We start from the raw sequence: 23,142 nt of genomic DNA on the forward strand, positions 1-23,142 counted from the left end.
AGTTCAATGGCAATTTCAATTTCAGTAAAAATAGCAAATAATAATTTAAATAAAATAATATTATGTCAATAACAAAATGGGTAATTGACCCAACACACTCAGAGATAGGTTTTAAAGTGAAACACATGATGTTCACTAATGTTTCAGGTAAATTTTCAAAATTTGATGCAACGATTGAATCAGAAAATAACGATATTGAAAACTCAAAAATAGAATTTACCGGCGCAATCGATTCTATTACAACAGGAAATTCAGACAGAGATACGCATTTATTGAGTCCAGATTTTTTTGATGCTGCACAATTTCCAGAAATTAAATTCAGTGCTACTTCTTTCACCAAAATTAATGAAGGTGAATATGAATTAGTTGGAGATTTAACCTTACACGGTGTTACTAAATCAGTAAAATTAGCGGCAGATTATGGCGGATTAATGAAAGATCCATGGGGAAATACCAAAATGGCATTGTCATTAGAAGGCAAAATCAACAGAAAAGATTGGGGATTAAATTGGAATTCCGTTCTTGAAACTGGCGGTGTTTTAGTAAGCGAAGAAGTACGTTTGAATATCGAATTGCAGTTTTTGCAACAATAATTTAAAGTAAACAAACACAAATCTCAAAATACTATTCTTTTTGAGGTTTGTGTTTTTCAAAAATGGAATGATGAAAACCATAGATATATTATACATCGGAGGACATTTTGAAATTCTGGAAACTGTAATCCGATTAATAAATGCAAATGAGAATTGGAATGGGGTAGGCGTTATGAAAGAAGAGGAAGCGAAGGAAGTTTTTCGAAATAAAAACTTTTCCGTTGTATTGTTGGGTTCCGGAATTCAGGAGGAAAGCGAAGTTGAATTATGCGCTTTTTTTAAAAAACAAAATCCAAATATAATTATTGTCCAGCATTATGGCGGTGGAAGCGGCTTGCTGAAAAGTGAAATTTTAATAGCTTTGGAAAACAATAAAAATTAAACGATTAAGAAATAAAGGTTTATAAAGCGTCAATTCTTAATTTTTCTTTATTTCTTAATGGTTTATTTTACATCAACTTTTATTTATTTTTCTTTGCTTTAATCATCATTTCCAACTGATCCCAAAGGTCTTCGGGAATTGCTTCCAGAATATTAAATTGTCCGGCTCCTTTGAGCCATTCGCCTCCATCAATTACAACCACTTCACCGTTTACATAAGCTGAAAAATCAGAAACTAAATACGCCGCTAAATTGGCTAATTCCTGATGATCTCCTACGCGTTTTAATGGCACTTTTTTAGCCATATCAAATTTTTCTGCCAAATCACCTGGTAATAATCTGTCCCATGCGCCTTTAGTAGGGAATGGTCCTGGAGCAATCGCATTAGAACGAATTCCGTATTTTGCCCATTCCACCGCAAGACTTCTTGTCATGGCCAAAACTCCAGCTTTTGCAGTTGCGCTAGGTACTACATAAGCAGAACCTGTCCAAGCGTATGTCGTAACGATATTTAAGATGGTAGATGATTTTTGTTTCGTGTCAATCCAATGTTTTCCAAAAGCAAGGGTACAGTTTTTGGTCCCTTTTAAAACTATATCAATTACAGTATCAAAAGCATTCGCAGATAATCGTTCCGTTGGAGAAATGAAATTTCCGGCAGCATTATTAAGTAAAACATCTACTTTGCCAAAGGCTTTCAAAACTTCTTGCAGCATATTTTCAACCTCTTCATAATGACGCACATCACATTGAATTGGAAGACAAGTTCCACCTGTTTCTGTTTCCAGTTGTGTAGCGGTATTTTTTAGTTTTTCTAAATCTCTGGAAGTGATGGCAACTTGCGCACCCAATTCCAGGAAATATTTAGTCATTGCTTTTCCTAAACCGCTTCCGCCTCCGGTTACAACAATAACTTTGCCTTTTAGGGCATCGTCGCGTAACATTTTATCTGTATAACTCATATTTGTGATATTTTTTTATTGTAAATATAATAAAATTAAATAGTATGCATGCATAATAAAATAAATTTCATTTCCGATTTTAAATCGCACACAATCTTTTTGCTGCCTCTTCCAACGTTGCATTATCTTTGGCAAAACAAAAGCGAATTAGTTTCAGGTCTTTTCCATCGGCATAAAAAGTGGAAATAGGAATGGCAGCAACTCCATGTTGAATAATAAGGCGTTTGCAGAAATCAACATCGTTCTCATTTGAAATAGCTGCATAAGAAACCACCTGAAAATAAGTTCCTTCGCATGGCATAAGTTTAAAGCGACTACCTTTTAATAATTGTTTAAAGTAATCCCGTTTTTCCTGATATAATTTTCCTATTTCAACTACAGAAACAATATCTAAATACTCACTAATGGCAACTTGACAAATACTATTTACACTGAAAACTAAAAACTGATGTACTTTTTTGATTTCTTTCATCAAATATTCCGGCGCTGTTAAATAACCAATTTTCCAACCTGTTACATGAAATGATTTTCCGAAAGAAGAAACCATTACACAACGATTCAATAATTTCTTTCGGGTATGAGCTGAAATATGTTTTTCTTCGAAAGTAATGTATTCATACACTTCATCAGAAAGAAGTATAATGTCAGGATATTTTTCCAACAGGATTTCCAATGATTCAAAATCTGATTCCGTTAAAATTTTCCCTGTTGGATTGTGCGGATTATTAATGATAATCATTTTAGTTTTTGACGTACACGCTTTTTCGATAATTTTCCAATTTGGAGTGTAATCATCGTTCAGCGGCACTCGAACCGGATTTGCGTTGCATAATAATACGGGCGCTTCGTAACAATCATAACTTGGATCTAAGATAATCACTTCGTCATTGTTTTTTACCAAAGCTGTTATGGTAGTGAAAATGGCTTGTGTTGCTCCGGCGGTAATCAACAATTCCGTTTCAGGCTGAACAGTTCTTCCATAGGAGTTGTTGATTAGTGTTGCTATTTTTAATAATAACGGCATGTAGCCTGACATTGGCGTATATTGATGCACATTTTCTTTCGCAAGATTAGCAACAATATCAGTTAATCTTCGGTCAACGGGAAAGTTTGGAAAACCTTGTGAAAGATTGATGGCATTATATTCAGCTGCCATTTTAGACATAACCGTAAAAATACTCGTGCTGATATTTGGTAGTTTACTCATAAAAAATATTGATTAAATCCAATTATAAAAATAGCTTTTTATAATTGGATTTAATCAATATTAGTATAGTTTTTAGCGGGTTACTTGAGATTAATAGCGCGTTTTTTATAATATAATTAATGAATAAAGATTTTTCATTATTAAATTTAAAGCACTTTTAATCGTAAACAGTATTGTAATTGCTTAGTATAATAAACTGAAGCTTTAATGGTATGCTAAAATTTTTAATCGGATAAAAAAGTATTTTTCTTTCTTCTGTTAGTTTAAAACTACTTTTTAAATGGAAATTATTATTCAGCGCGATAGCCTGCATTCCAGCCGCTAATCATATCTTTTTTAATTTGTTTCCAATCATAGATGGACTGGAATATAAAAAGGCTGAAAATTCCCAATGTAAATATTTTAAGGTCTCTTTTATTTACTTTCATTTTATTTGGTTTAATTGTTTAGCTAATTGATAAGGTAAATATATTAAATTAATTTAAATGTAGTTATAAAATTACATTTTGTGGATAATAAAAATGGTTGGGCGTTTATGTAAATCTATTGTTTCTTTTTTCCAAGCCGAAATTTTTTTGGTTTTGATATATTCTGTAGGCAAGGTGATATCCGTTGCGATGCATAAATGTGTTTCAGGATGCAGCGTTTGTACCAAATCTTCCAGTAATTTGTTATTGCGGTATGGCGTTTCAATGAAAATCTGAGACTGATTTTTTTCGAAAGAAACTCTTTCTAGGGTTTTAAAACTGGCTTTCTTTTCGTCTTTTTCAATGGGTAAATAGCCATGAAAGGTGAAACTTTGTCCATTCATTCCTGATGCCATCATGGCCAAAAGGATGGAGGAAGGGCCTACCAAAGGAATAACCTGAATTCCTTTTTCGTGGGCTAATTTTACGATTACTGCTCCAGGATCCGCAACGCCGGGACAGCCAGCTTCGCTCATTAAACCCATGTTGTGACCTTCCAGTAAAGGTTTTATAAAGTCTAAATGTTCTTTAATTTCAGTGTGTTTATTTAAAACAAAAAGTTTTAACTCGGATTGTTTCTTCTCATGATTTACTTCTTTTATGGATTTACGAGCTGTTTTGTCGTTTTCAACAATATAATAATCAATGAGCGCAATGCTTCTTTTTATAGTTTGCGGCAAAACATCCATAGGGTCACAATCGCCCATTGTGGTGGGGATTAAATAGAGTTTTCCTAAAACAGAGTTTGATTCCATAAGTGATATTTATGTTTCTAAAGTGAAATCTGTGAATGGGTTAATGTTGTTAAGTAGGTGCGTAATTTATCAATGAGCTTACTGTAATTTTTTGCAGAAAAAATTACTGGTGTTTTTTTAATAGCTTTTTAGCAATTTCATCACACACTTCATCCAGCATGTTGTAAACAATTTCGAATCCATTTGGTAAACCAAAATAAGGATCTGGAACATCTACATTTTCATTTGGAAACAATTCATTTAAAATTAGCTGGACTTTTTCTACTTGGTTCTGGTTTTGGGCCAGTTCAGTTACATTTTTGTAGTTGGAATTATCCATCACGTAAATGTAATCAAAGGCATCAAAATCAGTTGCGCTGAATTGTCTTCCTTTTTGATGAGAAATGTTTACTTTATTTTTTTTTGCAATAGCAATAGAGCGATCGTCTGGCGCGTGACCAATATGCCAAGATCCGGTTCCTGCAGAATCAACTGTAAATTTGTCTTTAGGAAGTTTTGCAGCCAAAATCCCTTCGGCTAGTGGGGAACGGCAAATATTTCCTAAACAAACCATTAAAATTTTTACGGACATGATGCGTTTACAACGTTAATTTTTTATTGATATCTTCCACAAATTTCTTGAATTGTTTGTCGGTAGCCACTAAATTGTCAACGGTTTTACAAGCGTGTAAAACGGTTGCGTGATCGCGATCTCCAATTTGGGAACCAATATTAGCTAAAGAAGCTTTAGTAAATTTCTTGGCGAAAAACATGGCTAATTGTCTGGCTTGAACCACGTGTCTTTTTCTTGTTTTGGATTGCAAGGTTTCTAAGTCTAATTGGAAATAATCCGAAACAATCTTTTGAATGTAATCGATCGAAATTTCTCTTTTTACATTTTTTACAAATTTTTCAACAACACTTTTCGCAAGCTCCAGCGTAACTTCTTTTTTATTAAAAGATGATTGTGCAATTAAGGAAATAATAGCTCCTTCTAATTCTCTGACATTCGATTTTATATTGCGTGCAACATATTCGATGATTTCTTCCGGAATTTCTACACCGTCTCTGTACAATATGTTTTTCAGGATTGAAATTCTGGTTTCATAATCCGGTTGGTGCAATTCCGCAGACAATCCCCATTTAAAACGGGAAAGTAAACGTTGCTCAATATCTTGCATGTCAACTGGCGCCTTATCCGAAGTCAAGATCACTTGTTTGCCGTTTTGATGTAAGTAATTAAAAATATGGAAAAACACATCCTGAGTTCCTGATTTACCGGAAAGGAATTGTACGTCATCAATAATTAAAACGTCAATTAATTGATAGAAATGGATGAAATCATTTCGGTTGTTTTTCTTAACCGAGTCGATATATTGTTGTGTAAAAATTTCTGCAGAAATGTATAAAACTGTTTTTTCAGGGTATTTGTCTTTTATTTCTACACCAATAGCATGTGCCAGGTGTGTTTTTCCAAGACCAACTCCGCCAAAAATTAACAAAGGATTAAATGAGGTTCCACCCGGTTTATTGGCAACAGCCATACCTGCAGAACGTGCTAATCTGTTGGAATCTCCTTCCAAAAAATTATCAAAACTATAATTTGCATTTAATTGGGATTCAATTTTTAAATTTCGAATGCCGGGGATTACAAATGGATTTTTTAATTCCGGGTTTAAGTTTTTAAATGGAGCATCAACTTCTTGTGGCTTCATAGGAACTCTATTCGCGCTTGGCAACTGCTCCGTAAACGGTTGTTTATTGCCATAGGTGTTTTCCATTCTGATTTTATAAAGTAACTTAGCGTTTTTTCCAAGTTCTTTCGTCAGGGCCACTTTTAGTAATTTTACATAATGCTCTTCTAACCATTCATAGAAAAATTTGCTAGGAACTTGAATATATAATGCGTTATCGGTAAGTTCAACTGATTTGATTGGTTCGAACCAAGTTTTGTACGCTTGGTCTTGGATGTTGTCTTTTATGAAAGACAAACAGTTTTCCCATACTGATTGAGCAGTTTTGTTCATATATTCTGTTAAATTGTTTTTAATTGGTAATTGTTATCTTACTAAAAAAAAGGTGTTTTGTAATTGATTATCGGGGTAACAAATATGTGAACAAATTTTTGTAAAAAAAAATATATAGGGTAATAATTTCACAAATTATTGTTGTAAGGCGTTGTTTAAATTTTAAATTTTTAATACATAATAAATGAAAGATCATCAAATAGAAGTTAGAGTTCGTTACTCAGAAACCGACCAAATGGGTGTTGTATACCATGGGAATTATATTCCATATTTTGAAATAGGAAGGGTTGAATGGCTTAGAAACAAAGGGATCTCGTATAAAAACATGGAAGAAAGTGGCATAGCGCTTCCCATCGTTTCGATGAATGTAAATTATAAAAAATCAGCTCGGTATGATGAGTTGCTTACGGTTCACACCACTTTTAAAAGTCAGAGTTCCGTCAAGATAGAATTTGATTGTGCGATTTACAATGAATCTGATGAGTTATTAACAACTGCCCAGTTTATTTTGGTTTTTGTGTCCCTAAAAACAGGTCGTCCAACAGCTCCGCCGGATTATATTTTAGAACTGTTAAAAACAATGGAATAAATTACAAAAGAAGCAATTTCATAGCGAAATTATAGTCGGTTTATTTTAATTTCAAACATCGAATTGAAAATGTCGAATACCATTTCGGCATTTTTTTTTCGTGTTTTTAGTTCGATTTTTCCAATAGGAAGGGTGGTAATTTCATCTATCTCCATTTTTTGGGATACCATTTCCAACTTTTTTTCCTTTATTACTCGCATTACTTTGTTCATGTTTTGGTAATCAAATGTGATGGCAAAATGAATATTAATTGTTTTTTCAACAATTTCACAGTTTTCAAAAACCATCTTCGCAGTCATTTTATAGGCAGAAATCAATCCGCCGACGCCTAGTTTTACGCCTCCAAAAACCCTAACTACAACTAATAAAACATTTGTTACTGAAAAGGATTGGATTTGTCCGTAAATAGGCATTCCGGCACTATTACTTGGTTCTCCGTCATCATTTGCACGATATGTAAAAGCATCAGTTCCTGTTTGATAAGCATAACAGAAATGGCCTGCGTTGGGATGTTGCTTTCGCAAAATATCGATCAGCGGTTTTACTTCTTCCTCCGAATGAATAGGATAGGCGTAACCAAAGAATTTACTGTTTTTTTCTTTGAACAGCAATTCGTCTGAGGGAATCTCAATAGTATAGTAAGTGTCTTTCAAATTGAATTAGAAAAGAGAGTTGAAATGTTATTGTAGTTTGGTGGATGATTTGCTGCTGTCAAATTATTTTTTTGTCCAATAAATGAATAATATCTTCTTTCCCGACTTCTAAATTCCAAACTTCAAATCCCAAAGCGAATGCGGCGTCTGTATTTTCTTTTTTGTCATCTATAAATAATGTTCGTTTGGGTGCTAATTCATGGTTGCTTATCAAATGATTGAAAATTTCAGGATTTGGTTTCCTCAGGCCGGACTCAAATGAGAAATAAACTTTTTCGAAACATTGATAAAAATCTCTGTAAAATGAAACACCACTCGCTTGTTCAAAAGTTTCAATATGAATGGCATCTGTATTGGATAATAGAAACAAGCGGTATTTTTGGGAAAGCATCTGCAAGAATTCCAATCGATATAGCGGGAAGTCAAGCAAGGTGGCATTCCAAGCTGCCAAAATCTCTTTTATGCTGGCATTCGGGATATGTTCTTGAATACCAAAAAGAAAATTTTCACGGGAAACCTTACCTGTTTCAAACTGTAAATTCAGTTGGTCTAAATCGTCATTCCATTCCTTTAAGCCTAATTTTTCAAAAGAAGTAATAGTGGCTTGCTTATCTAAATTGATAAAAATATCTCCAAAATCAAAAATAATAGTATTTATCATGGTTTCTAAAAATTATAAGTTCGTCTGCCGCAATGCAATGTTTCTCGAACTGTTTTTTAGCAAGAATGGGCGCTTTGATTCCATTTTTAAATTGGATGTATCCAACAAATATTCGTGCTTCATCCCAAAGATTGGCATCGATAAAAGTTTGTAAAGTTTGTCTTCCACCTTCAATAATAATGGATTGAATTTGATTTTTATTCAATGATTGAACGATTTGCTCTGCAATGTTTTTTTCAAAATCGATTATTTCAAAGATACTATTTTCTTTTTCAAGAGAAGTTTTATATCCGGAAAATAGGATAGTTTTAACTTGATTATCAAGAATATGGCTATTTTTTGGAATGCGATTATTTTTGTCTAAAACCACTCGAATCGGATTGTTTCCATACCAATCGCGTGCATTTAGTACGGGATTGTCATCGATGACTGTTTGTGTTCCCACCAGAATAGCTTGCTCTTCAGTGCGCCATTTGTGAACTAATTGCCTTGAATACGCATTGGTAATCCAAACGGGTTTCTTTTCTGATTTTTCAATAGGCGCAATAAAACCATCTTGGCTTTCAGCCCATTTCAAGATGATGTAGGGTCTTTTCTTTTCGTGGAATGTAAAGAATCGTTTGTTAAGTTCGTTGCATTCCGCTTCAAGTACACCAACCGTGACATGAATGCCAGCTTCTAAAAGTTTTTTTATTCCACTTCCGGCCACTTTTACATTTGGATCCACAGTTCCAATAACCACATTCGGAATTTTATTTTTGATAATCAAATCGCAACACGGTGGCGTTTTGCCAAAATGACTGCAAGGTTCCAGACTAACGTAAATTGTCGCTTTTTTTAGCAAAGATTTATCTTTGACGGAATTTACGGCGTTCACTTCTGCGTGCGGTTCTCCTGCTTTTTGATGCCATCCTTCGCCAATAATCTTGCCTTCATGCACAATCACACTGCCTACCAAAGGATTTGGGTACGTTGTTCCTAAGCCATTTTTGGCTAATTCAATGCATCGTTTTATGTATTTTTCATGTATTTTCACCACACAAAAGTAGTAATTTTGGGATTAGTCCTGAAACCTCAAGATTTGTTTTAAAACTTTTCAAAATAATAGCAAACAATTTCTATTTTTGCAGGTATAACAAGATTTTGAAAAAATGGAAAATTACAGTATCAGAAAAATAAATAAAGAAGACAATCAAGAAGTTGCACAACTAATACGTGCAGTTTTTGATGAAATGGATATTCCCAAAGTGGGGACGGCTTACGAGGACCTATATTTGGACTTTATGTATGAAGAATACAATAAACCAAAATCAGTATATTACGTAGTCGAGAATAATGGTAAAATTGTTGGTGCTGCAGGAATTGCTCCACTTGCAAATGAAGCGGACACCATCTGCGAACTCCAAAAAATGTATTTTCTGCCTGAAACTCGAGGAATGGGAATTGGAACTGAAATGATGGAAGTTTGCTTGCAAAGCGCTAAGAATTTTGGTTTCGAAAAATGCTATTTGGAAACCATGCCATTTATGCTCAACGCACAAAAATTATACAAAAAAACAGGTTTTGAAAATATTGCTGCACCCATGGGAAGCACTGGTCACGTTAGTTGTCCGGTTTGGATGTTGAAAGATTTGTAAATTTTGAATAATGAGTTGCGAGTGTTAATTCTTTAGAATCGATTGACAGAGAAAATGAAAATAAAAGAATACAGAACTCAATTTATTGACGCGCTTACGCCACTGTACGATGCAATAGAAACCGAGAGTTTTTTCTATTTAATTTTAGAAGAAAAAAATCAATTGAAAAGAATCGACTTGGCGTTGCGTCCCGATTTGGTTTTTTTGGAAGCGGAAACTGTTGTTTGGAATTCTATTTTGGAACAATTAAAAAAGGAAATTCCGATACAATATCTTTTAGGAAAAACCAGTTTTTATGGATTGGACTTTGAAGTCAATGAAGACGTTTTGATTCCAAGACCCGAAACGGAAGAATTGGTCGAATGGATTGTTGAAAGTCAAAAACCAAAAGACGAACGTCAAAAGATCAGTATTTTAGATATTGGAACGGGAAGTGGTTGCATCGCTATTTCATTGGCCAAAAATATTTTAAATTCTCAAGTTTTTGCCATCGATGTTTCTGAAAAAGCGCTGGCTACAGCCAATAAAAACGCAGAAAATAATTCTGTTAATGTTACTTTTTTCAATCAAAATATTCTCAAAACGGAAGATTTACAGCAACAGTTTGATATTATCGTATCTAATCCGCCTTATGTTCGTAATTTAGAAAAGGAGGAAATCAAGAAAAATGTTTTGGATAATGAGCCGCATTTGGCACTTTTTGTAGAAGATAATGACGCATTGATTTTTTATAAAAAAATAGCCGAATTGGCCCAGAAAAACCTATCCGAAAATGGCCAGATGTACTTTGAAATCAATCAGTATTTAGGCAAGGAAATGATTGATTTACTTGAAAGAATGAACTTCAAAAACATCGAATTACGAAAAGATATTTACGGAAATGACCGAATGATCAGTTGTAATTTCCAGAAACGAAATCGCATTTAACATTGGTTGTTTTATGCAAAAATTCTGGTTTTACGCGGTCTGCGTGAGGGGTAGGAGCAAGTTACCTTGTAACGCGTATGACCCGACCTTATTAAGAAAAGGGGCAATTAACCTATGTGATTAGTCAGCCCCTTTTTTTAATAGGGTCACGCCCAAAATCTTTTTAGGAAAATAGTGCTTGTAACTATTTAGTACCTCACAATGAATTTTACCGCTAATTACTACTCGTATCGCAACGCTTCAATAGGATCCAGTACAGCGGCTTTGATAGCGGGATATAATCCTGACGCGATGGCTACGATGAAACTGGTGATGAAAGCTGCCATGATAGCGCCCCACGGAATTACGAATGCAAAATCCATAGCAGTCGCAATACCATATCCAATTAGAATTCCGAAAATGATTCCAACTAATCCGCCAAATTGACCAATCAGCATTGTTTCTATAAAAAACTGAATCGCAATGGTCGTTTTTTTGGCTCCTAATGCTTTTCTGACCCCAATTTCTCTGGTACGTTCCGTAACCGAAACAATCATAATATTCATCAAAGCAATAGAAGACCCCAGGACGGTGATAATTCCTATCAGCCACGATGCTAATCCGAGATATTGTGTAATTCCCAAAATTCTATTAATCAAGTCATCGCTACGGACTATCCCAAAATTATTGTCTTCCACGGGACTTAGTTTGCGAACTCTGCGCATCGTGCTGTTTGCATTGTCAATAGCTTGATCCAGTAATTCTTTTTTGCTGACCATAACGCTAACAGTATAATTAATATTTGGCGCTGTAAATATGGAACGGGCTAATTGAATTGGAATCAAAACTCGTAAATCCTGACTGTTTCCAAAAGTTGATCCTTTCTCTTTTAATACTCCAATAACCCTAAACTTAGCTCCTCTAATTGAAATTATCTTATCAATAGGATTCACGTCTTTTAGCAGTCCTTTCTCAAAATCTGAACCTACAACACACACGTACGCATTGTTATCAATGTCAAATCCTGTAAAATTACGGCCGGCACTCGTTTCCAGTCCGGAGTTGGTCATGAAAAATTCGTCGACACCCACGATTGAGTTTTCTGGATCTGTTTTTGAAGATTCGAATTTTACTTCCGCAGCTGATGTTGCCGTAAAAGAAAGAGAAGTTTCCGTAAATGGATAACTGTATTTATTCTTGAAAGCCACAGCTTCAGGATACGAAATGATAGGATTGATTATTTCTCGTTCGTCTCTTCCCTGTCTTCTTGTAGTATTTTCATACTGTTTTAGGTTGAAGGTATTGGCCCCCATCGATGCAAAATCGGCGGAAATTGTGTTTTCCAGCGCTGAAACAACCGTAAGAATACTAACTAATGCCGTGATTCCAATAGCGATAATCATCACCGTAAGAACCGTTCGTAACAATTGCGTTCTGATAGAACCGAATGCAATCCGAATATTTTCTTTGAATAATTTTAACATCATGTAAGTTTGACACGAAAATACAAATTTTGTTACAAATCTTATAAGTCTAAAAATTAATTTAATTTGACCGTTTTGTTTTTGAAGCTTTTTCCAGCTTTCCGTTACAATCCTGCAACAAAAAATAATTTGTTTTCAATTGCCCAAAAGGAGCTTCCTGCGGTCGCTCTTTCAGGCAAGAAAACAATAGTATTTTTTGCTGCCGTATTTCCACTTTAATCCGGGCTAGGCATTGGGTAATAAAATGCTAAAATTTGTAAACAGAATAATTTTAAAAATAAGATATTTGCAAAGAATTAGAATTTGGAATTTTTTCAACTCTTCCAAAATCTTAAATTTAATATCCAATATTTACACCATGGCATCAAAACCGAACATTCCAAAAGGAACCAGAGATTTTTCACCAACTGAGGTTGCAAAACGGCACTATATCATCCAAATTATAAAAAGGAATTTCGAGAAATTCGGATTTCAACCCATAGAAACACCTTCATTTGAAAACTCCGAAACCCTAATGGGAAAGTACGGAGAAGAAGGCGATCGTTTGATTTTTAAGATATTAAATTCTGGAGATTATTTGGCGAAATCCAACGCAACTCATTTAGAAAACAGAGACAGTACTAAATTAACGTCAAGTATTTCCGAAAAAGCCTTGCGGTATGACTTAACCGTTCCGTTTGCCCGTTATGTGGTACAACACCAAAATGATATTGAATTTCCATTTAAAAGATACCAGATCCAACCGGTTTGGAGAGCGGATCGCCCGCAAAAAGGACGTTTCAGAGAGTTTTTTCAATGTGACGCAGATGTGGTGGGTTCTAAATCATTGTGGCAGGAAGTAGAATTAGTACAATTATATGATTCTGTTTTCACTGCCTTGGGTTTGGAAGGAGTAACTATCAAAATCAATAATCGAAAAATATTATCCGGGATTGCTGAAGTGATTGGTGCATCGGATAAATTAATAGATTTTACGGTAGCGTTGGACAAACTCGATAAAATAGGCGAGGACGGCGTGAAAAAAGAAATGATGGAGAAAGGAATTTCGGAGGAAGCGATTCTGAAAGTGCAACCGTTATTTCATTTCTCGGGAACTATTTCGGAGAAAATAAACCAGCTTTCCGTTTTGCTTGCTGAGTCTAACGAAGGAATGAAAGGGGTCGAGGAACTGCGTTTTATCTGTGATAATGTAACACAACTTGGTTTGTCAACCACAATTCTGGACTTGGATGTAACCTTAGCAAGAGGGTTGAATTACTACACAGGCGCTATTTTTGAAGTGGCTCCGCCAAAATCTGTTTCAATGGGTTCCATCGGTGGTGGTGGAAGATATGATGATTTGACGGGAATTTTTGGATTGAAAAACATGAGCGGCGTAGGTATTTCTTTTGGATTAGACCGAATCTATTTGGTAGTCGAAGAATTGAATTTATTTCCGGAAACTGTAACGGAAACTTCAAAAGCATTGTTTATCAATTATGGTGAAAGTGAAGCTTTTTACGCGATGAAAGCGATAAAAGAATTAAGAAATTCAAATATAAAAGTAGAATTTTATCCTGATAATGCTAAAGTGGCAAAGCAGTTTCAACATGCGGATATACGTGGAATTCCTTTTGCGGTAATTGCTGGGAAACATGAAATGGAATCGAATATGTTTTCGCTCAAAAATCTAACTACGGGTGAACAGCTTACAATGGATTTTGAAAGTTTAAAACAAGCCTTGTTAAACTCTTAATTTGAATATATAAGAAAAGCTTCGTTGGTTAAAACGAAGCTTTTCTTAATATAAAGTAAAGGTGAATTAATAATTGTTCAGAATATAATCTCAAGTTTTTTACTTTTGAAAACATTTCTAAAAAAAATTTGTTAACAAAACTAAATAAAGAATGGCAAGATAATCTTAAAATAATCTTAAAATTTTAAGTACTCAGAAGTAATAGCGAAAAGAAAAATGAAATCAATAAAAAGATGACAATTTGACATTTAAAAAGAATTGGCAGTACTTTTGCAATCAACAGAAAAGAATAAAAATGAAGTTTAAGAATATTTTTAAAAATACTAGTACTATGACTACTGAAAATACAGAAATCGATCAAGAATTAGATGAGACGACATTAGAAAATAATGCCAATGGGGAGCAAATGATTATTGAGGAATTAAGTGTAGAAGAGCAATTGACGCAAGACTTAGCCAAAGAGAAAGATAAATATTTACGATTATTTGCTGAATTCGAAAATTACAAACGCAGAACTACCAAAGAGCGTATTGAGTTGTTCAAAACAGCTAACCAAGAGGTTTTATTAGCGATGTTACCAGTATTGGATGATTTTGACAGAGCCATTGTTGAAATAAGTAAATCAGAAGATGAATTGCTTTTAAAAGGAGTGGAACTTATTCATGAAAAATTAAAAAATACTTTAGTTGCTAAAGGATTAGAGCAAGTTGAGGTAAAGCCAGGAGACGCTTTTGATGCTGATTTTGCTGAAGCAATTACTCAAATACCTGCACCATCAGACGAAATGAAAGGTAAAATTGTTGACGTTCTTGAAAAAGGATACAAGTTAGGTGACAAAATCATTCGTTTTCCAAAAGTTGTATTAGGGCAGTAGTAGAGCCAAGGTTTATCAAGTCTTTACATTATGCGCAGCTATGCACATTAGTGCGACTCAACAAAAGAAAAAATAAAAATGAAAAAAGATTTTTACGAAATATTAGGCATTTCAAAAAATGCTGATGCTGCAGAAATTAAAAAAGCATACCGAAAAAGCGCACTACAATTTCATCCTGACAAAAATCCTGGAGATAAATCAGCAGAGGATAAGTTTAAATTAGCTGCTGAAGCTTACGAAGTATTAAGCGATCCTCAGAAAAAAGCAAAGTACGATCAATATGGTCATCAAGCTTTTGATGGTTCTGGCGGTTTCGGCGGAGGTGGTCAAGGCGGAATGAATATGGATGACATTTTCAGTCAGTTTGGTGATATTTTCGGAGGCGGTTTTGGTGGTTTCGGCGGAGGCGGAGGAGGCGGAGTTCGTCGTGCTAAAGGGAGCAACCTGCGTATCAAAGTAAAATTAACATTGGAAGAAATTGCCAATGGTGTTGAGAAAAAAGTAAAAGTTAAACGTAAAGTTCAAGCTCCTGGCGTTAGTTACAAAACGTGTTCTACATGTAATGGTCAGGGACAAGTGATGCGCGTTACAAATACAATTTTGGGTCGAATGCAATCGGCTTCAACATGTCCGACATGTAGTGGTTCGGGTCAAATTTTAGATAAAAAACCAACAGAAGCAGATTCACAAGGAATGATTCTTGAAGATGAAACTGTTTCAATAAAAATACCCGCGGGAGTGGTGGACGGAATGCAATTGAAAGTTTCTAATAAAGGAAATGATGCTCCAGGAAATAGTATTCCGGGAGATTTAATTGTTGCTATTGAGGAATTGGAGCATGAGTTCTTGAAACGCGAAGGGGAGAATTTGCATTATGATTTATACATCAGTTTTGCTGAAGCTGTTCTTGGAATTTCTAAAGATATTGAAGCTATAAACGGAAAAGTCAGAATCAAACTGGAAGAAGGAATTCAATCTGGTAAAATCTTAAGATTAAAAGGAAAAGGAATTCCGAGCATCAATGGTTACGGAAACGGAGATTTATTGGTGCATGTAAATGTTTGGACTCCAAAAACATTGAATAAAGATCAAAAACAGTTTTTCGAAAAAAATCTTACCGACGAAAATTTTATTCCAAATCCTGAAAAATCAGATAAATCATTTTTTGAGAAAGTAAAAGATATGTTTTCATAATAAAAAGTAGCGATATAATTTATCGATGCTGTTTAAAGTATATACCCCATCCTTGTTAAAATAAGGATGGGTTTTTTATGAAATCGCCAATAATAATTTGTTAGTTGCAAACAAATACCAATAAATATAAGGCAATATCATATACGATCGCTAAAAATTAAATGCTACATATCTGAAACTATTCTAAGTATTTCGGTACTAATTATTTACTTTTACAACAATTAAAAAATAAGCATGAGTAACATTCTTGAAGTGAATAAAGTTGTCAAGCAATACGGTGATTATGTCGCGCTTAACGAGGTTTCATTAACGGTTCCAAAAGGGAGTATCTACGGACTTTTAGGTCCAAATGGGGCCGGTAAAACATCACTTATCCGAATTATAAATCAAATTACATTGCCGGATCGTGGCGAAATTATTTTGGATGGTGAAAAACTGCAACCCAAACACATTCAATATATAGGATATTTGCCGGAAGAAAGGGGATTGTACAACACTATGAAAGTGGGAGAACAATGCTTGTATTTGGCTCAAATGAAAGGACTTTCTAAGGCTGAAGCCAAAAAACAATTGGAATATTGGTTTGAAAGATTAGAAATTCAAGGTTGGTGGGACAAGAAAATCCAAGAACTTTCTAAAGGAATGGCGCAGAAAATTCAGTTTGTGGTTTGCGTTTTGCACAAGCCAAAATTGTTGATTTTTGATGAACCTTTTTCTGGTTTTGATCCCGTAAATGCTAATATTATTAAAGATGAAATTCTAGCGTTGCGAGAAGAAGGAGCAACCATAATTTTCTCGACTCACCGGATGGAAAGCGTAGAAGAATTATGTGACCATATTGCGTTGATTCACAAATCCAATAAACTGATTGAAGGAAAACTGATTGATGTAAAAAGACAATTTAAAACTAATAGTTTTGAAGTTGGTATTTTATCTGAGAATGTAGAATGTTTGATGTACGCTATTACACAAAAATTCACTGTTGGTCCAGCTAATTTTAAATCATTGAACAACGAATTAAAACTGGAAATCCAACTCGGAAATTCGACGCCAAATGAATTATTAAATATTCTTACACAACGCGGTCAGGTAACGCATTTTGTCGAAAAAATTCCAAGTGTCAATGATATTTTCATTCAAACAGTAACACAATAGCTGGATAGACTTCTTCAATTATTAGACTTTTTGCAGTCTTCTAATCGAATCGTTCTAAAAAAATCTAAGTAATCGAAAAATTTAAGCAGTTTAGAAAATGAGCATCATATCATTAATTGTAAAAAGAGAGTTTATCGCCAAAGTGCGTAATAAATCTTTTATTGTTATGACTTTTTTAAGTCCGTTACTATTTGTGGGAATAGCCGTTTTTGTAGCCTATTTAAGTTCCATGAAAGCTGATACCAAACGAATCGCTATTCATGATGAATCGGGTATGTTTGTAAAGGAATTTACTTCGCAAAACAATAAAAAAAAAGCGTATAAATACGTTGATCTGACTATAATAGACTTAAAATTCCTTAAAGACAGTATTACCAATGAAAGCTACGAAGGATTGTTGTATATCCCTAAAGCGAATAATGCCGAGGATTTTGAAAGTAAAATCCAGTTTATTTCAAACAGCAGTCCAAGTATTTCATTCATTGAAAATGTTCAGGATGTAATTGCAAATAAGCTAACCAAAAATAATTTAGAAAAAGCGCATTTAGATACACTGGCCATTAAAAATGCGCAATCTAAAGTGAATATTAGCTTGACAAAAGCATCTGGTGAAGAAAGCGTCAAAGGACTTAATGAAATCAAAATCGGGATTGGCGGCGCATTTGGATATCTTATTATGATGTTCATAATCATCTACGGAAACATGGTGATGCGAAGCGTCATCGAGGAAAAAACCAGCCGAATAGTAGAAATTATAATCTCATCGGTCAAACCATTTCAATTGATGATGGGAAAAATAATAGGAACTTCACTAGCCGGATTGCTGCAATTCTTTATTTGGGCAATAATCGGAATGTCATTACTGTTTGCGGCTTCTGTTTTTTTTGGAGTAAATGTTGGATCAACATCCAGAATTTCTCCGGAAATGATGCAAACCGCGCAGCAGGAAATGACTGGAACTGCCCAAATGTATATTAAAGAATTATGGAATTTACCCATTGCAAGTATTTTAGGTGGCTTTGTGGTTTATTTCATTGGCGGTTATTTTCTGTACAGCTCATTTTATGCGGCAATTGGCGCTGCAGTTGATAATCAAACGGATTCACAGCAATTTTTGCTACCTATCATCATGCCGTTAATGTTAAGCGTTTATGTCGGATTTTTTACCGTAATAAATGATCCGCACGGGACAATTGCAGTTGTTTTTTCAATGATTCCGCTCACCTCGCCAATCGTTATGCTGATGCGAATTCCGTTTGGCGTACCTTTGTGGCAAATCATAATATCAGTAACGTTATTATTCGGAAGCTTCTTTTTTGTAGTTTGGTTTGCCGCAAAAATATACCGAATTGGAATACTGATGTATGGCAAAAAACCAACTTGGAGTGAAATGTACCGCTGGTTAAAATACTAATAGAACGTTAATTCAGCTTTGTTAAAACTTAATTAATTTATGGAGCTATTTCCCGCTTTACGTTGTAATCTTTTTATTTTTAAAGAAAAAATAAAAAGGATTTCCACTTCAATCGGGGCTAGGGCATCAGTTTTCAAAAACGTTGTCTGTTAATTAGAAATGAAATTTTGTGCCTTCGTGGCAAAACAAAAATACAAATATGTCAAAAATACTAATCATAGAAGACGAAGCTGCAATTCGAAGAGTACTCACAAAAATACTTTCTGAAGAGAACGATACATATCAAGTTGAAGAAGCCGAAGATGGTGCGATAGGTTATGAAAAAATAAAAAATAACGACTACGATCTCGTTTTGTGTGATATCAAAATGCCTAAAATGGATGGTGTTGAAGTTTTGGAAGCGGTCAAAAAAATCAAACCTGAAATTCCTATGGTGATGATTTCCGGTCATGGCGATATGGAAACAGCCATCAATACAATGCGGTTGGGTGCATTTGATTACATTTCAAAACCACCTGATTTAAACCGATTGTTGAATACGGTTCGCAACGCTTTGGATAAAAAACAGCTCGTAGTGGAGAATAAAATTTTAAAGAAAAAAGTCAGCAAGAACTACGAAATGATTGGCGAAAGCGAAGCTATTAATCATATCAAAGTAATGATAGAAAAAGTAGCACAAACCGAAGCCAGAGTTTTAATTACGGGACCAAACGGAACTGGAAAAGAGCTCGTAGCGCATCAATTACACGAAAAAAGTGAACGAGCTAATTTTCCTTTAATCGAAGTGAATTGTGCTGCTATTCCATCAGAATTAATAGAAAGCGAATTATTCGGTCACGTAAAAGGAGCGTTTACATCGGCAGTGAGAGACCGCGCAGGAAAATTTGAAGCCGCTGATAAAGGAACTATTTTCTTGGATGAAATTGGCGATATGAGTCTTTCGGCGCAAGCCAAAGTATTGCGCGCTTTACAAGAAAGTATGATTACCAGAGTGGGAGCAGATAAGGATATTAAAGTAGATGTTCGTGTCGTAGCGGCAACGAATAAAGATCTGAAGGTAGAAATTGCCGAAGGTCGTTTCCGTGAGGATTTATACCATCGTTTGGCCGTTATTTTAATAAAAGTTCCTGCGTTGAATGAAAGACGCGATGATATTCCGATGCTGATTTCGCATTTTTCTGATAAAATTGCCTCAGAGCAAGGGAACGCAGTGAAAAAATTCTCTACAGCAGCGATTAATTTATTGAAGGAATATGATTGGACTGGAAACATCCGTGAATTACGAAATGTAGTGGAGCGACTGATTATCCTTGGTGGAAGCGAAATTTCCGAGAATGATGTGAAGCTCTTTGCATCAAAATAAAATTAATTTAATGATTTTAAAATTTAATGATTTAAAGATTTGGCACTAGTTTAATCTTTTAATTTTTCAATTTTTAATCTTTTAATCATAAGAAATGAAACTAAAAAAAATAAACGAAGATTTACAGCAAGCCCTGATTGAAAACGGTTTGACCGAGGCTAATGCGATGCAAAAAGAAACATTTTCGACACTGAAAAGTGGTTCGGACTGTATTATTATTGCACCAAAAGGAAGCGGGAAATCAACAACCATTGTTATGAATGTAATTCAGAGGTTGGCAGGCGCAACCGAAGAGTCACCTAGGGCTTTAATTATTGTTGAAGACAAAATCAAAGTGTTGGAAATGGAGTCACTTTTTGAAAAATACGGAAAGAATTCTAATTTAGAAGTCTATGGTGTTCATGATAAAGGAGATACGGAATATGATAAAAATTATATTTCCAGCGGAATTGACGTATTGATTGGAACTCCAAATAAGTTGAGTGAAATGTTTACCACAGCTGGATTTAATGTAAACCGATTGAAAATGTTTATTTTGGATGATGCAGACCCAATTTTAAAATTGCGTCATGAAACAAAAATTATGCGTATTTCGAATAGTATTGTCAGAACCCAACGTATAATTTTCTCTGAACAATTTACGGAACGAATAGAAGTCCTTGCAGAAAAAATGCTAGAGGAACCTTTTGAATTCGATTTTGATGGAGATGAAGACGAGGAAGCTGGCGAAGATTTTGAGGAGGAAGAAGCTGATGAAGAAAACAGTAAAAAATAATTAAATAAGGAAAAGATGGGATTAATGAAAGTGTTTTCGGGAAGTGAAATTTTAGCAATGGCTTTACAGGAAAAAATCGAAGCGATTGGTGTAAATGTTGTTGTGAAAAACAATATACAATCAGCTCGATTGGGAGGTTTTGGGAATTCGGATTTGGCGGTTGAATTGTTCGTTCAGGAAACTGAGTTTTCAAAAGTAAATCCAGTTATCGAAGAATTTAGAATGAGTATTTAAATTAGTATTTTTGTTATTCAAATATCACTGTAAGATGGACATAGCTGCAAAAAAAATAGAATTGATGGATTGGTTGCTTCATATTAATGATGAGAGTAAACTAAAAAAAATAATTGCGCTTAAATCTGTTTTAGACCAAGAGGTTTTTGCTCATACTATAAGTGGTTATCCAGTTGATAAGGAAGAATACGTTGCTATGGTAAAAGAGGCTGATGAACGAATTTCATCGGGAGAATATACAACGATTGAAGATTTAGAAAAAGAAATTGAGAGTTGGTAATATGCAAAAGCCAATTATCATACTTTGGGATAATCAAGCCAAAGCCGATTTAAAAATACTATTTGAATTCATTAGGTTAAAATCTCCTCAAGGAGCGAAAAGCGTTATCAGAGATATTGTATTTCAAAGTAAAAACATTCATTTTGTTGAGCAATATCAAGTAGATGAATTCTTAGGAGAACCATACAGAAGAATGATTGTTCGAGATTATAAAGTTATATATAAAATTCATTCTGAAACGGAAATTCGTATTCTTCAAATTTTTGATACTCGTCAGAATTCAGTCAAATTGAAAAAGTAATTTGTGTATCTGCGGTAGTTGAAACTAATACTTTTAAAAAATTAAAATGAAATATAAAATGTTGGTTTTGGACATGGACGACACTTTGTTGACTGATGACCATACCATTTCAAACGAGAATAAAGAAATGTTGTTTAAGGCAAAAGAATTAGGTGTTCATATTGTTCTGGCATCTGGTAGACCAACCCCAGCAATGACAGCGTATGCCAAAGAACTGCAATTGGATAATTCGTTCATGATATCGTATAATGGAGCTGTGATTACAGATTTGAAGGAAGATAAGGTCATTTTTGAACAAACATTAACCCAAGATCAAATCCATGAATTGTACGATTACAGTTTAAAAAGTAATACTCACATTATTACTTATGTTGATGGTAAAATTGTAAGTGAAACAGATTCTGAATATATCGAAATCGAAAAAAACATCACCGGTTTAGCGCATAATAAAGTGGTAAGTTTTAAAGAGGAGGTTCAATCTTCAGCTGTAAAATGTATCTTATTAGAAAAGCCAAGTTATTTAAAAGAAGTAGAAAAAGATTTGAAAGCGACGATGCCACATCTGAGTGTCAGCATGTCAAAGCCTTTCTTTCTTGAAGTAGCACAAAACGGAATTGATAAAGGAGCTAGTATTAAATTTTTAGCGGAAAAACTAAATATCCTTCAATGTGAAATTATCGCCGTTGGAAACGCAGGAAATGATTTAACCATGATTGAATATGCTGGATTGGGCGTTTGGGTAGACAATGTTGATCCTGAATTGAGAGATAAAGGCGATGTTGTTGTTGCATCAAATAATGATCATGGTGTGGCCGAGGTTGTGAGACGATTTATTTTGAATTAAGATTTCTTTTTAGGTGATTTACAAGTTTTACAGAAATCAGAAAGTTCTTGAATTCTTATTAAAACATCATCGTTAAGTTTTTTTAATATATCCTTTTTTTGTCCCAGATTAGTTTTTTTAGAGGCTTCTCCGTGTTCTTCTACATATTCTTTTTGGATAGCATCATAAAGCGGTTGAAGAAAACTAATATCTGAAAAAGTGCCTTTGTTAACGTATAAGTCTTTTCTAAGTTTTCGAGCATAAAGTTCTGATAAATCAAATTCATATTGAGCAAATTTCACCATACGTTCAGCAGTAATAGTATCAGTTGCTATTATGGAAGCCGATTCTTGTTTGAATGTAGAACTTACTTTGGAATTGAAGTTTTTTGTAAACACGAATTCAACGTTACTCATTTGTATGCTAAAATTTAGTCCAGAAGCAGTTTGTATGCTATTACTACTCACATTGCCAATTTGAGTTGCTTTTGATTTAAAATCGGAAAGTTGGATTTGATATTTTCCATCCCATTCAATGTTGTTCTGAGCATTTATTTGAACCGCAATAAAAAGGAATATAATTGAAATTGTTTTTTTTATTTTGACAGTATAAATTATTGGTCTAGAAGATGCTAAGATATAGAAATTATTGATTTCATTTTCCAGAATATTGTACGTAAATTTGCGTTCTCAA

At 34.3% G+C, this 23,142-nt stretch carries 27 protein-coding genes; 16 read left to right on the forward strand and 11 right to left on the reverse strand.

Features of this window, described 5'->3' with window-relative positions; genetic code table 11:
- Positions 1 to 62 precede the first annotated feature (62 nt).
- Both ACP7AQ_RS06575 and ACP7AQ_RS06580 read left to right on the forward strand, forming a co-directional pair.
- Positions 63 to 593, forward strand: a complete 531-nt coding sequence (locus ACP7AQ_RS06575) for a YceI family protein (protein WP_426091526.1) — start codon at positions 63 to 65, stop codon at positions 591 to 593.
- Between the two features lie 67 nt (positions 594 to 660).
- Entirely contained in the window at positions 661 to 975 is a 315-nt protein-coding gene (locus ACP7AQ_RS06580; protein ID WP_426064371.1) for a hypothetical protein, read from the forward strand.
- A 79-nt stretch (positions 976 to 1,054) separates the two neighbouring features.
- On the opposite strand, the gene ACP7AQ_RS06585 is transcribed toward ACP7AQ_RS06580, so the two are convergent.
- From ACP7AQ_RS06585 to dnaA, 6 genes are all read right to left on the reverse strand, one after another.
- A complete protein-coding gene (locus ACP7AQ_RS06585) occupies positions 1,055 to 1,936 on the reverse strand; it encodes an SDR family oxidoreductase (RefSeq protein ID WP_426094882.1) in 882 nt (293 codons plus the stop codon).
- Between the two features lie 79 nt (positions 1,937 to 2,015).
- Positions 2,016 to 3,143, reverse strand: a complete 1,128-nt coding sequence (locus tag ACP7AQ_RS06590; RefSeq protein WP_426094883.1) for a methionine aminotransferase — start codon at positions 3,141 to 3,143, stop codon at positions 2,016 to 2,018.
- 290 nt (positions 3,144 to 3,433) lie between these two features.
- On the reverse strand, positions 3,434 to 3,571 hold the full coding sequence (locus tag ACP7AQ_RS06595; RefSeq protein WP_426094884.1) for a hypothetical protein: 138 nt from the start codon (positions 3,569 to 3,571) through the stop codon (positions 3,434 to 3,436).
- Positions 3,572 to 3,642: 71 nt separating this feature from the next.
- Complete coding sequence (locus ACP7AQ_RS06600) at positions 3,643 to 4,365, reverse strand: SAM-dependent methyltransferase (protein WP_426094885.1); 723 nt, start codon at positions 4,363 to 4,365, stop codon at positions 3,643 to 3,645.
- A 103-nt stretch (positions 4,366 to 4,468) separates the two neighbouring features.
- Positions 4,469 to 4,936 carry a low molecular weight protein-tyrosine-phosphatase gene (locus tag ACP7AQ_RS06605; RefSeq protein WP_426064368.1) on the reverse strand — a complete coding sequence of 156 codons (468 nt, stop codon included), beginning with the start codon at positions 4,934 to 4,936 and terminating at the stop codon, positions 4,469 to 4,471.
- Between the two features lie 7 nt (positions 4,937 to 4,943).
- A complete protein-coding gene (gene dnaA / locus ACP7AQ_RS06610; RefSeq protein WP_035674283.1) occupies positions 4,944 to 6,371 on the reverse strand; it encodes a chromosomal replication initiator protein DnaA in 1,428 nt (475 codons plus the stop codon).
- Between the two features lie 184 nt (positions 6,372 to 6,555).
- On the opposite strand from dnaA, the gene ACP7AQ_RS06615 reads away from it, so the two are divergent.
- Complete coding sequence (locus ACP7AQ_RS06615; RefSeq protein ID WP_426091532.1) at positions 6,556 to 6,960, forward strand: acyl-CoA thioesterase; 405 nt, start codon at positions 6,556 to 6,558, stop codon at positions 6,958 to 6,960.
- A 29-nt stretch (positions 6,961 to 6,989) separates the two neighbouring features.
- On the opposite strand, the gene ACP7AQ_RS06620 is transcribed toward ACP7AQ_RS06615, so the two are convergent.
- The 3 genes from ACP7AQ_RS06620 to ribD are packed head-to-tail and all read right to left on the reverse strand — an operon-like array spanning position 6,990 to position 9,310.
- Complete coding sequence (locus tag ACP7AQ_RS06620) at positions 6,990 to 7,613, reverse strand: IMPACT family protein (protein WP_426094886.1); 624 nt, start codon at positions 7,611 to 7,613, stop codon at positions 6,990 to 6,992.
- 58 nt (positions 7,614 to 7,671) lie between these two features.
- The gene (locus ACP7AQ_RS06625; protein ID WP_426094887.1) at positions 7,672 to 8,274 is read right to left on the reverse strand and encodes an HAD family hydrolase; all 603 of its coding nucleotides are present in this window, start codon (positions 8,272 to 8,274) and stop codon (positions 7,672 to 7,674) included.
- Positions 8,252 to 9,310 (reverse strand): bifunctional diaminohydroxyphosphoribosylaminopyrimidine deaminase/5-amino-6-(5-phosphoribosylamino)uracil reductase RibD, encoded by a 1,059-nt coding sequence (gene ribD / locus ACP7AQ_RS06630; RefSeq protein ID WP_426095057.1) that lies wholly within the window; start codon positions 9,308 to 9,310, stop codon positions 8,252 to 8,254. Before ribD ends, ACP7AQ_RS06625 begins: the two co-directional genes overlap by 23 nt.
- Before the next feature lie 115 nt (positions 9,311 to 9,425).
- Between ribD and ACP7AQ_RS06635 the strand changes: the two genes are divergently transcribed.
- Positions 9,426 to 9,911: a GNAT family N-acetyltransferase gene (locus tag ACP7AQ_RS06635; RefSeq protein WP_426094888.1), complete on the forward strand. Its 486-nt coding sequence runs from the start codon at positions 9,426 to 9,428 to the stop codon at positions 9,909 to 9,911.
- A 54-nt stretch (positions 9,912 to 9,965) separates the two neighbouring features.
- The gene (gene prmC, locus ACP7AQ_RS06640) at positions 9,966 to 10,838 is read left to right on the forward strand and encodes a peptide chain release factor N(5)-glutamine methyltransferase (protein WP_426094889.1); all 873 of its coding nucleotides are present in this window, start codon (positions 9,966 to 9,968) and stop codon (positions 10,836 to 10,838) included.
- Positions 10,839 to 11,059: 221 nt separating this feature from the next.
- On the opposite strand, the gene ACP7AQ_RS06645 is transcribed toward prmC, so the two are convergent.
- Positions 11,060 to 12,304 carry an ABC transporter permease gene (locus ACP7AQ_RS06645; protein WP_167547430.1) on the reverse strand — a complete coding sequence of 415 codons (1,245 nt, stop codon included), beginning with the start codon at positions 12,302 to 12,304 and terminating at the stop codon, positions 11,060 to 11,062.
- Between the two features lie 355 nt (positions 12,305 to 12,659).
- On the opposite strand from ACP7AQ_RS06645, the gene hisS reads away from it, so the two are divergent.
- The 11 genes from hisS to ACP7AQ_RS06700 all read left to right on the forward strand — a co-directional run bounded on the left by hisS (position 12,660) and on the right by ACP7AQ_RS06700 (position 22,470).
- Positions 12,660 to 14,036, forward strand: coding sequence for a histidine--tRNA ligase (gene hisS / locus ACP7AQ_RS06650; RefSeq protein ID WP_426094890.1), 1,377 nt, complete (start codon positions 12,660 to 12,662; stop codon positions 14,034 to 14,036).
- Positions 14,037 to 14,331: 295 nt separating this feature from the next.
- A complete protein-coding gene (locus tag ACP7AQ_RS06655; RefSeq protein WP_426094891.1) occupies positions 14,332 to 14,910 on the forward strand; it encodes a nucleotide exchange factor GrpE in 579 nt (192 codons plus the stop codon).
- A gap of 78 nt (positions 14,911 to 14,988) precedes the next feature.
- Positions 14,989 to 16,104 carry a molecular chaperone DnaJ gene (dnaJ, locus tag ACP7AQ_RS06660; protein ID WP_091204032.1) on the forward strand — a complete coding sequence of 372 codons (1,116 nt, stop codon included), beginning with the start codon at positions 14,989 to 14,991 and terminating at the stop codon, positions 16,102 to 16,104.
- Between the two features lie 234 nt (positions 16,105 to 16,338).
- Positions 16,339 to 17,259 (forward strand): ABC transporter ATP-binding protein, encoded by a 921-nt coding sequence (locus ACP7AQ_RS06665; RefSeq protein WP_426094892.1) that lies wholly within the window; start codon positions 16,339 to 16,341, stop codon positions 17,257 to 17,259.
- Positions 17,260 to 17,356: 97 nt separating this feature from the next.
- Positions 17,357 to 18,673: an ABC transporter permease gene (locus ACP7AQ_RS06670; RefSeq protein WP_426094893.1), complete on the forward strand. Its 1,317-nt coding sequence runs from the start codon at positions 17,357 to 17,359 to the stop codon at positions 18,671 to 18,673.
- A 199-nt stretch (positions 18,674 to 18,872) separates the two neighbouring features.
- The gene (locus ACP7AQ_RS06675) at positions 18,873 to 20,036 is read left to right on the forward strand and encodes a sigma-54-dependent transcriptional regulator (RefSeq protein ID WP_426064357.1); all 1,164 of its coding nucleotides are present in this window, start codon (positions 18,873 to 18,875) and stop codon (positions 20,034 to 20,036) included.
- Between the two features lie 94 nt (positions 20,037 to 20,130).
- Positions 20,131 to 20,811 carry a DEAD/DEAH box helicase gene (locus ACP7AQ_RS06680; RefSeq protein WP_426094894.1) on the forward strand — a complete coding sequence of 227 codons (681 nt, stop codon included), beginning with the start codon at positions 20,131 to 20,133 and terminating at the stop codon, positions 20,809 to 20,811.
- Between the two features lie 15 nt (positions 20,812 to 20,826).
- Positions 20,827 to 21,045, forward strand: a complete 219-nt coding sequence (locus ACP7AQ_RS06685) for a DUF2007 domain-containing protein (protein WP_426064355.1) — start codon at positions 20,827 to 20,829, stop codon at positions 21,043 to 21,045.
- A gap of 34 nt (positions 21,046 to 21,079) precedes the next feature.
- Complete coding sequence (locus ACP7AQ_RS06690) at positions 21,080 to 21,325, forward strand: hypothetical protein (protein WP_426094895.1); 246 nt, start codon at positions 21,080 to 21,082, stop codon at positions 21,323 to 21,325.
- 1 nt (position 21,326) lies between these two features.
- Entirely contained in the window at positions 21,327 to 21,626 is a 300-nt protein-coding gene (locus tag ACP7AQ_RS06695; RefSeq protein WP_426094896.1) for a type II toxin-antitoxin system RelE/ParE family toxin, read from the forward strand.
- Between the two features lie 46 nt (positions 21,627 to 21,672).
- Positions 21,673 to 22,470 carry a Cof-type HAD-IIB family hydrolase gene (locus tag ACP7AQ_RS06700; protein ID WP_426094897.1) on the forward strand — a complete coding sequence of 266 codons (798 nt, stop codon included), beginning with the start codon at positions 21,673 to 21,675 and terminating at the stop codon, positions 22,468 to 22,470.
- Here ACP7AQ_RS06700 and ACP7AQ_RS06705 read toward each other — a convergent pair.
- A complete protein-coding gene (locus tag ACP7AQ_RS06705; RefSeq protein ID WP_426094898.1) occupies positions 22,467 to 22,865 on the reverse strand; it encodes a hypothetical protein in 399 nt (132 codons plus the stop codon). The genes ACP7AQ_RS06700 and ACP7AQ_RS06705 overlap by 4 nt on opposite strands.
- Between the last annotated feature and the right edge of the window lie 277 nt (positions 22,866 to 23,142).

This window comes from Flavobacterium sp. DSR2-3-3, assembly GCF_049896585.1.
Lineage (GTDB): Bacteria > Bacteroidota > Bacteroidia > Flavobacteriales > Flavobacteriaceae > Flavobacterium.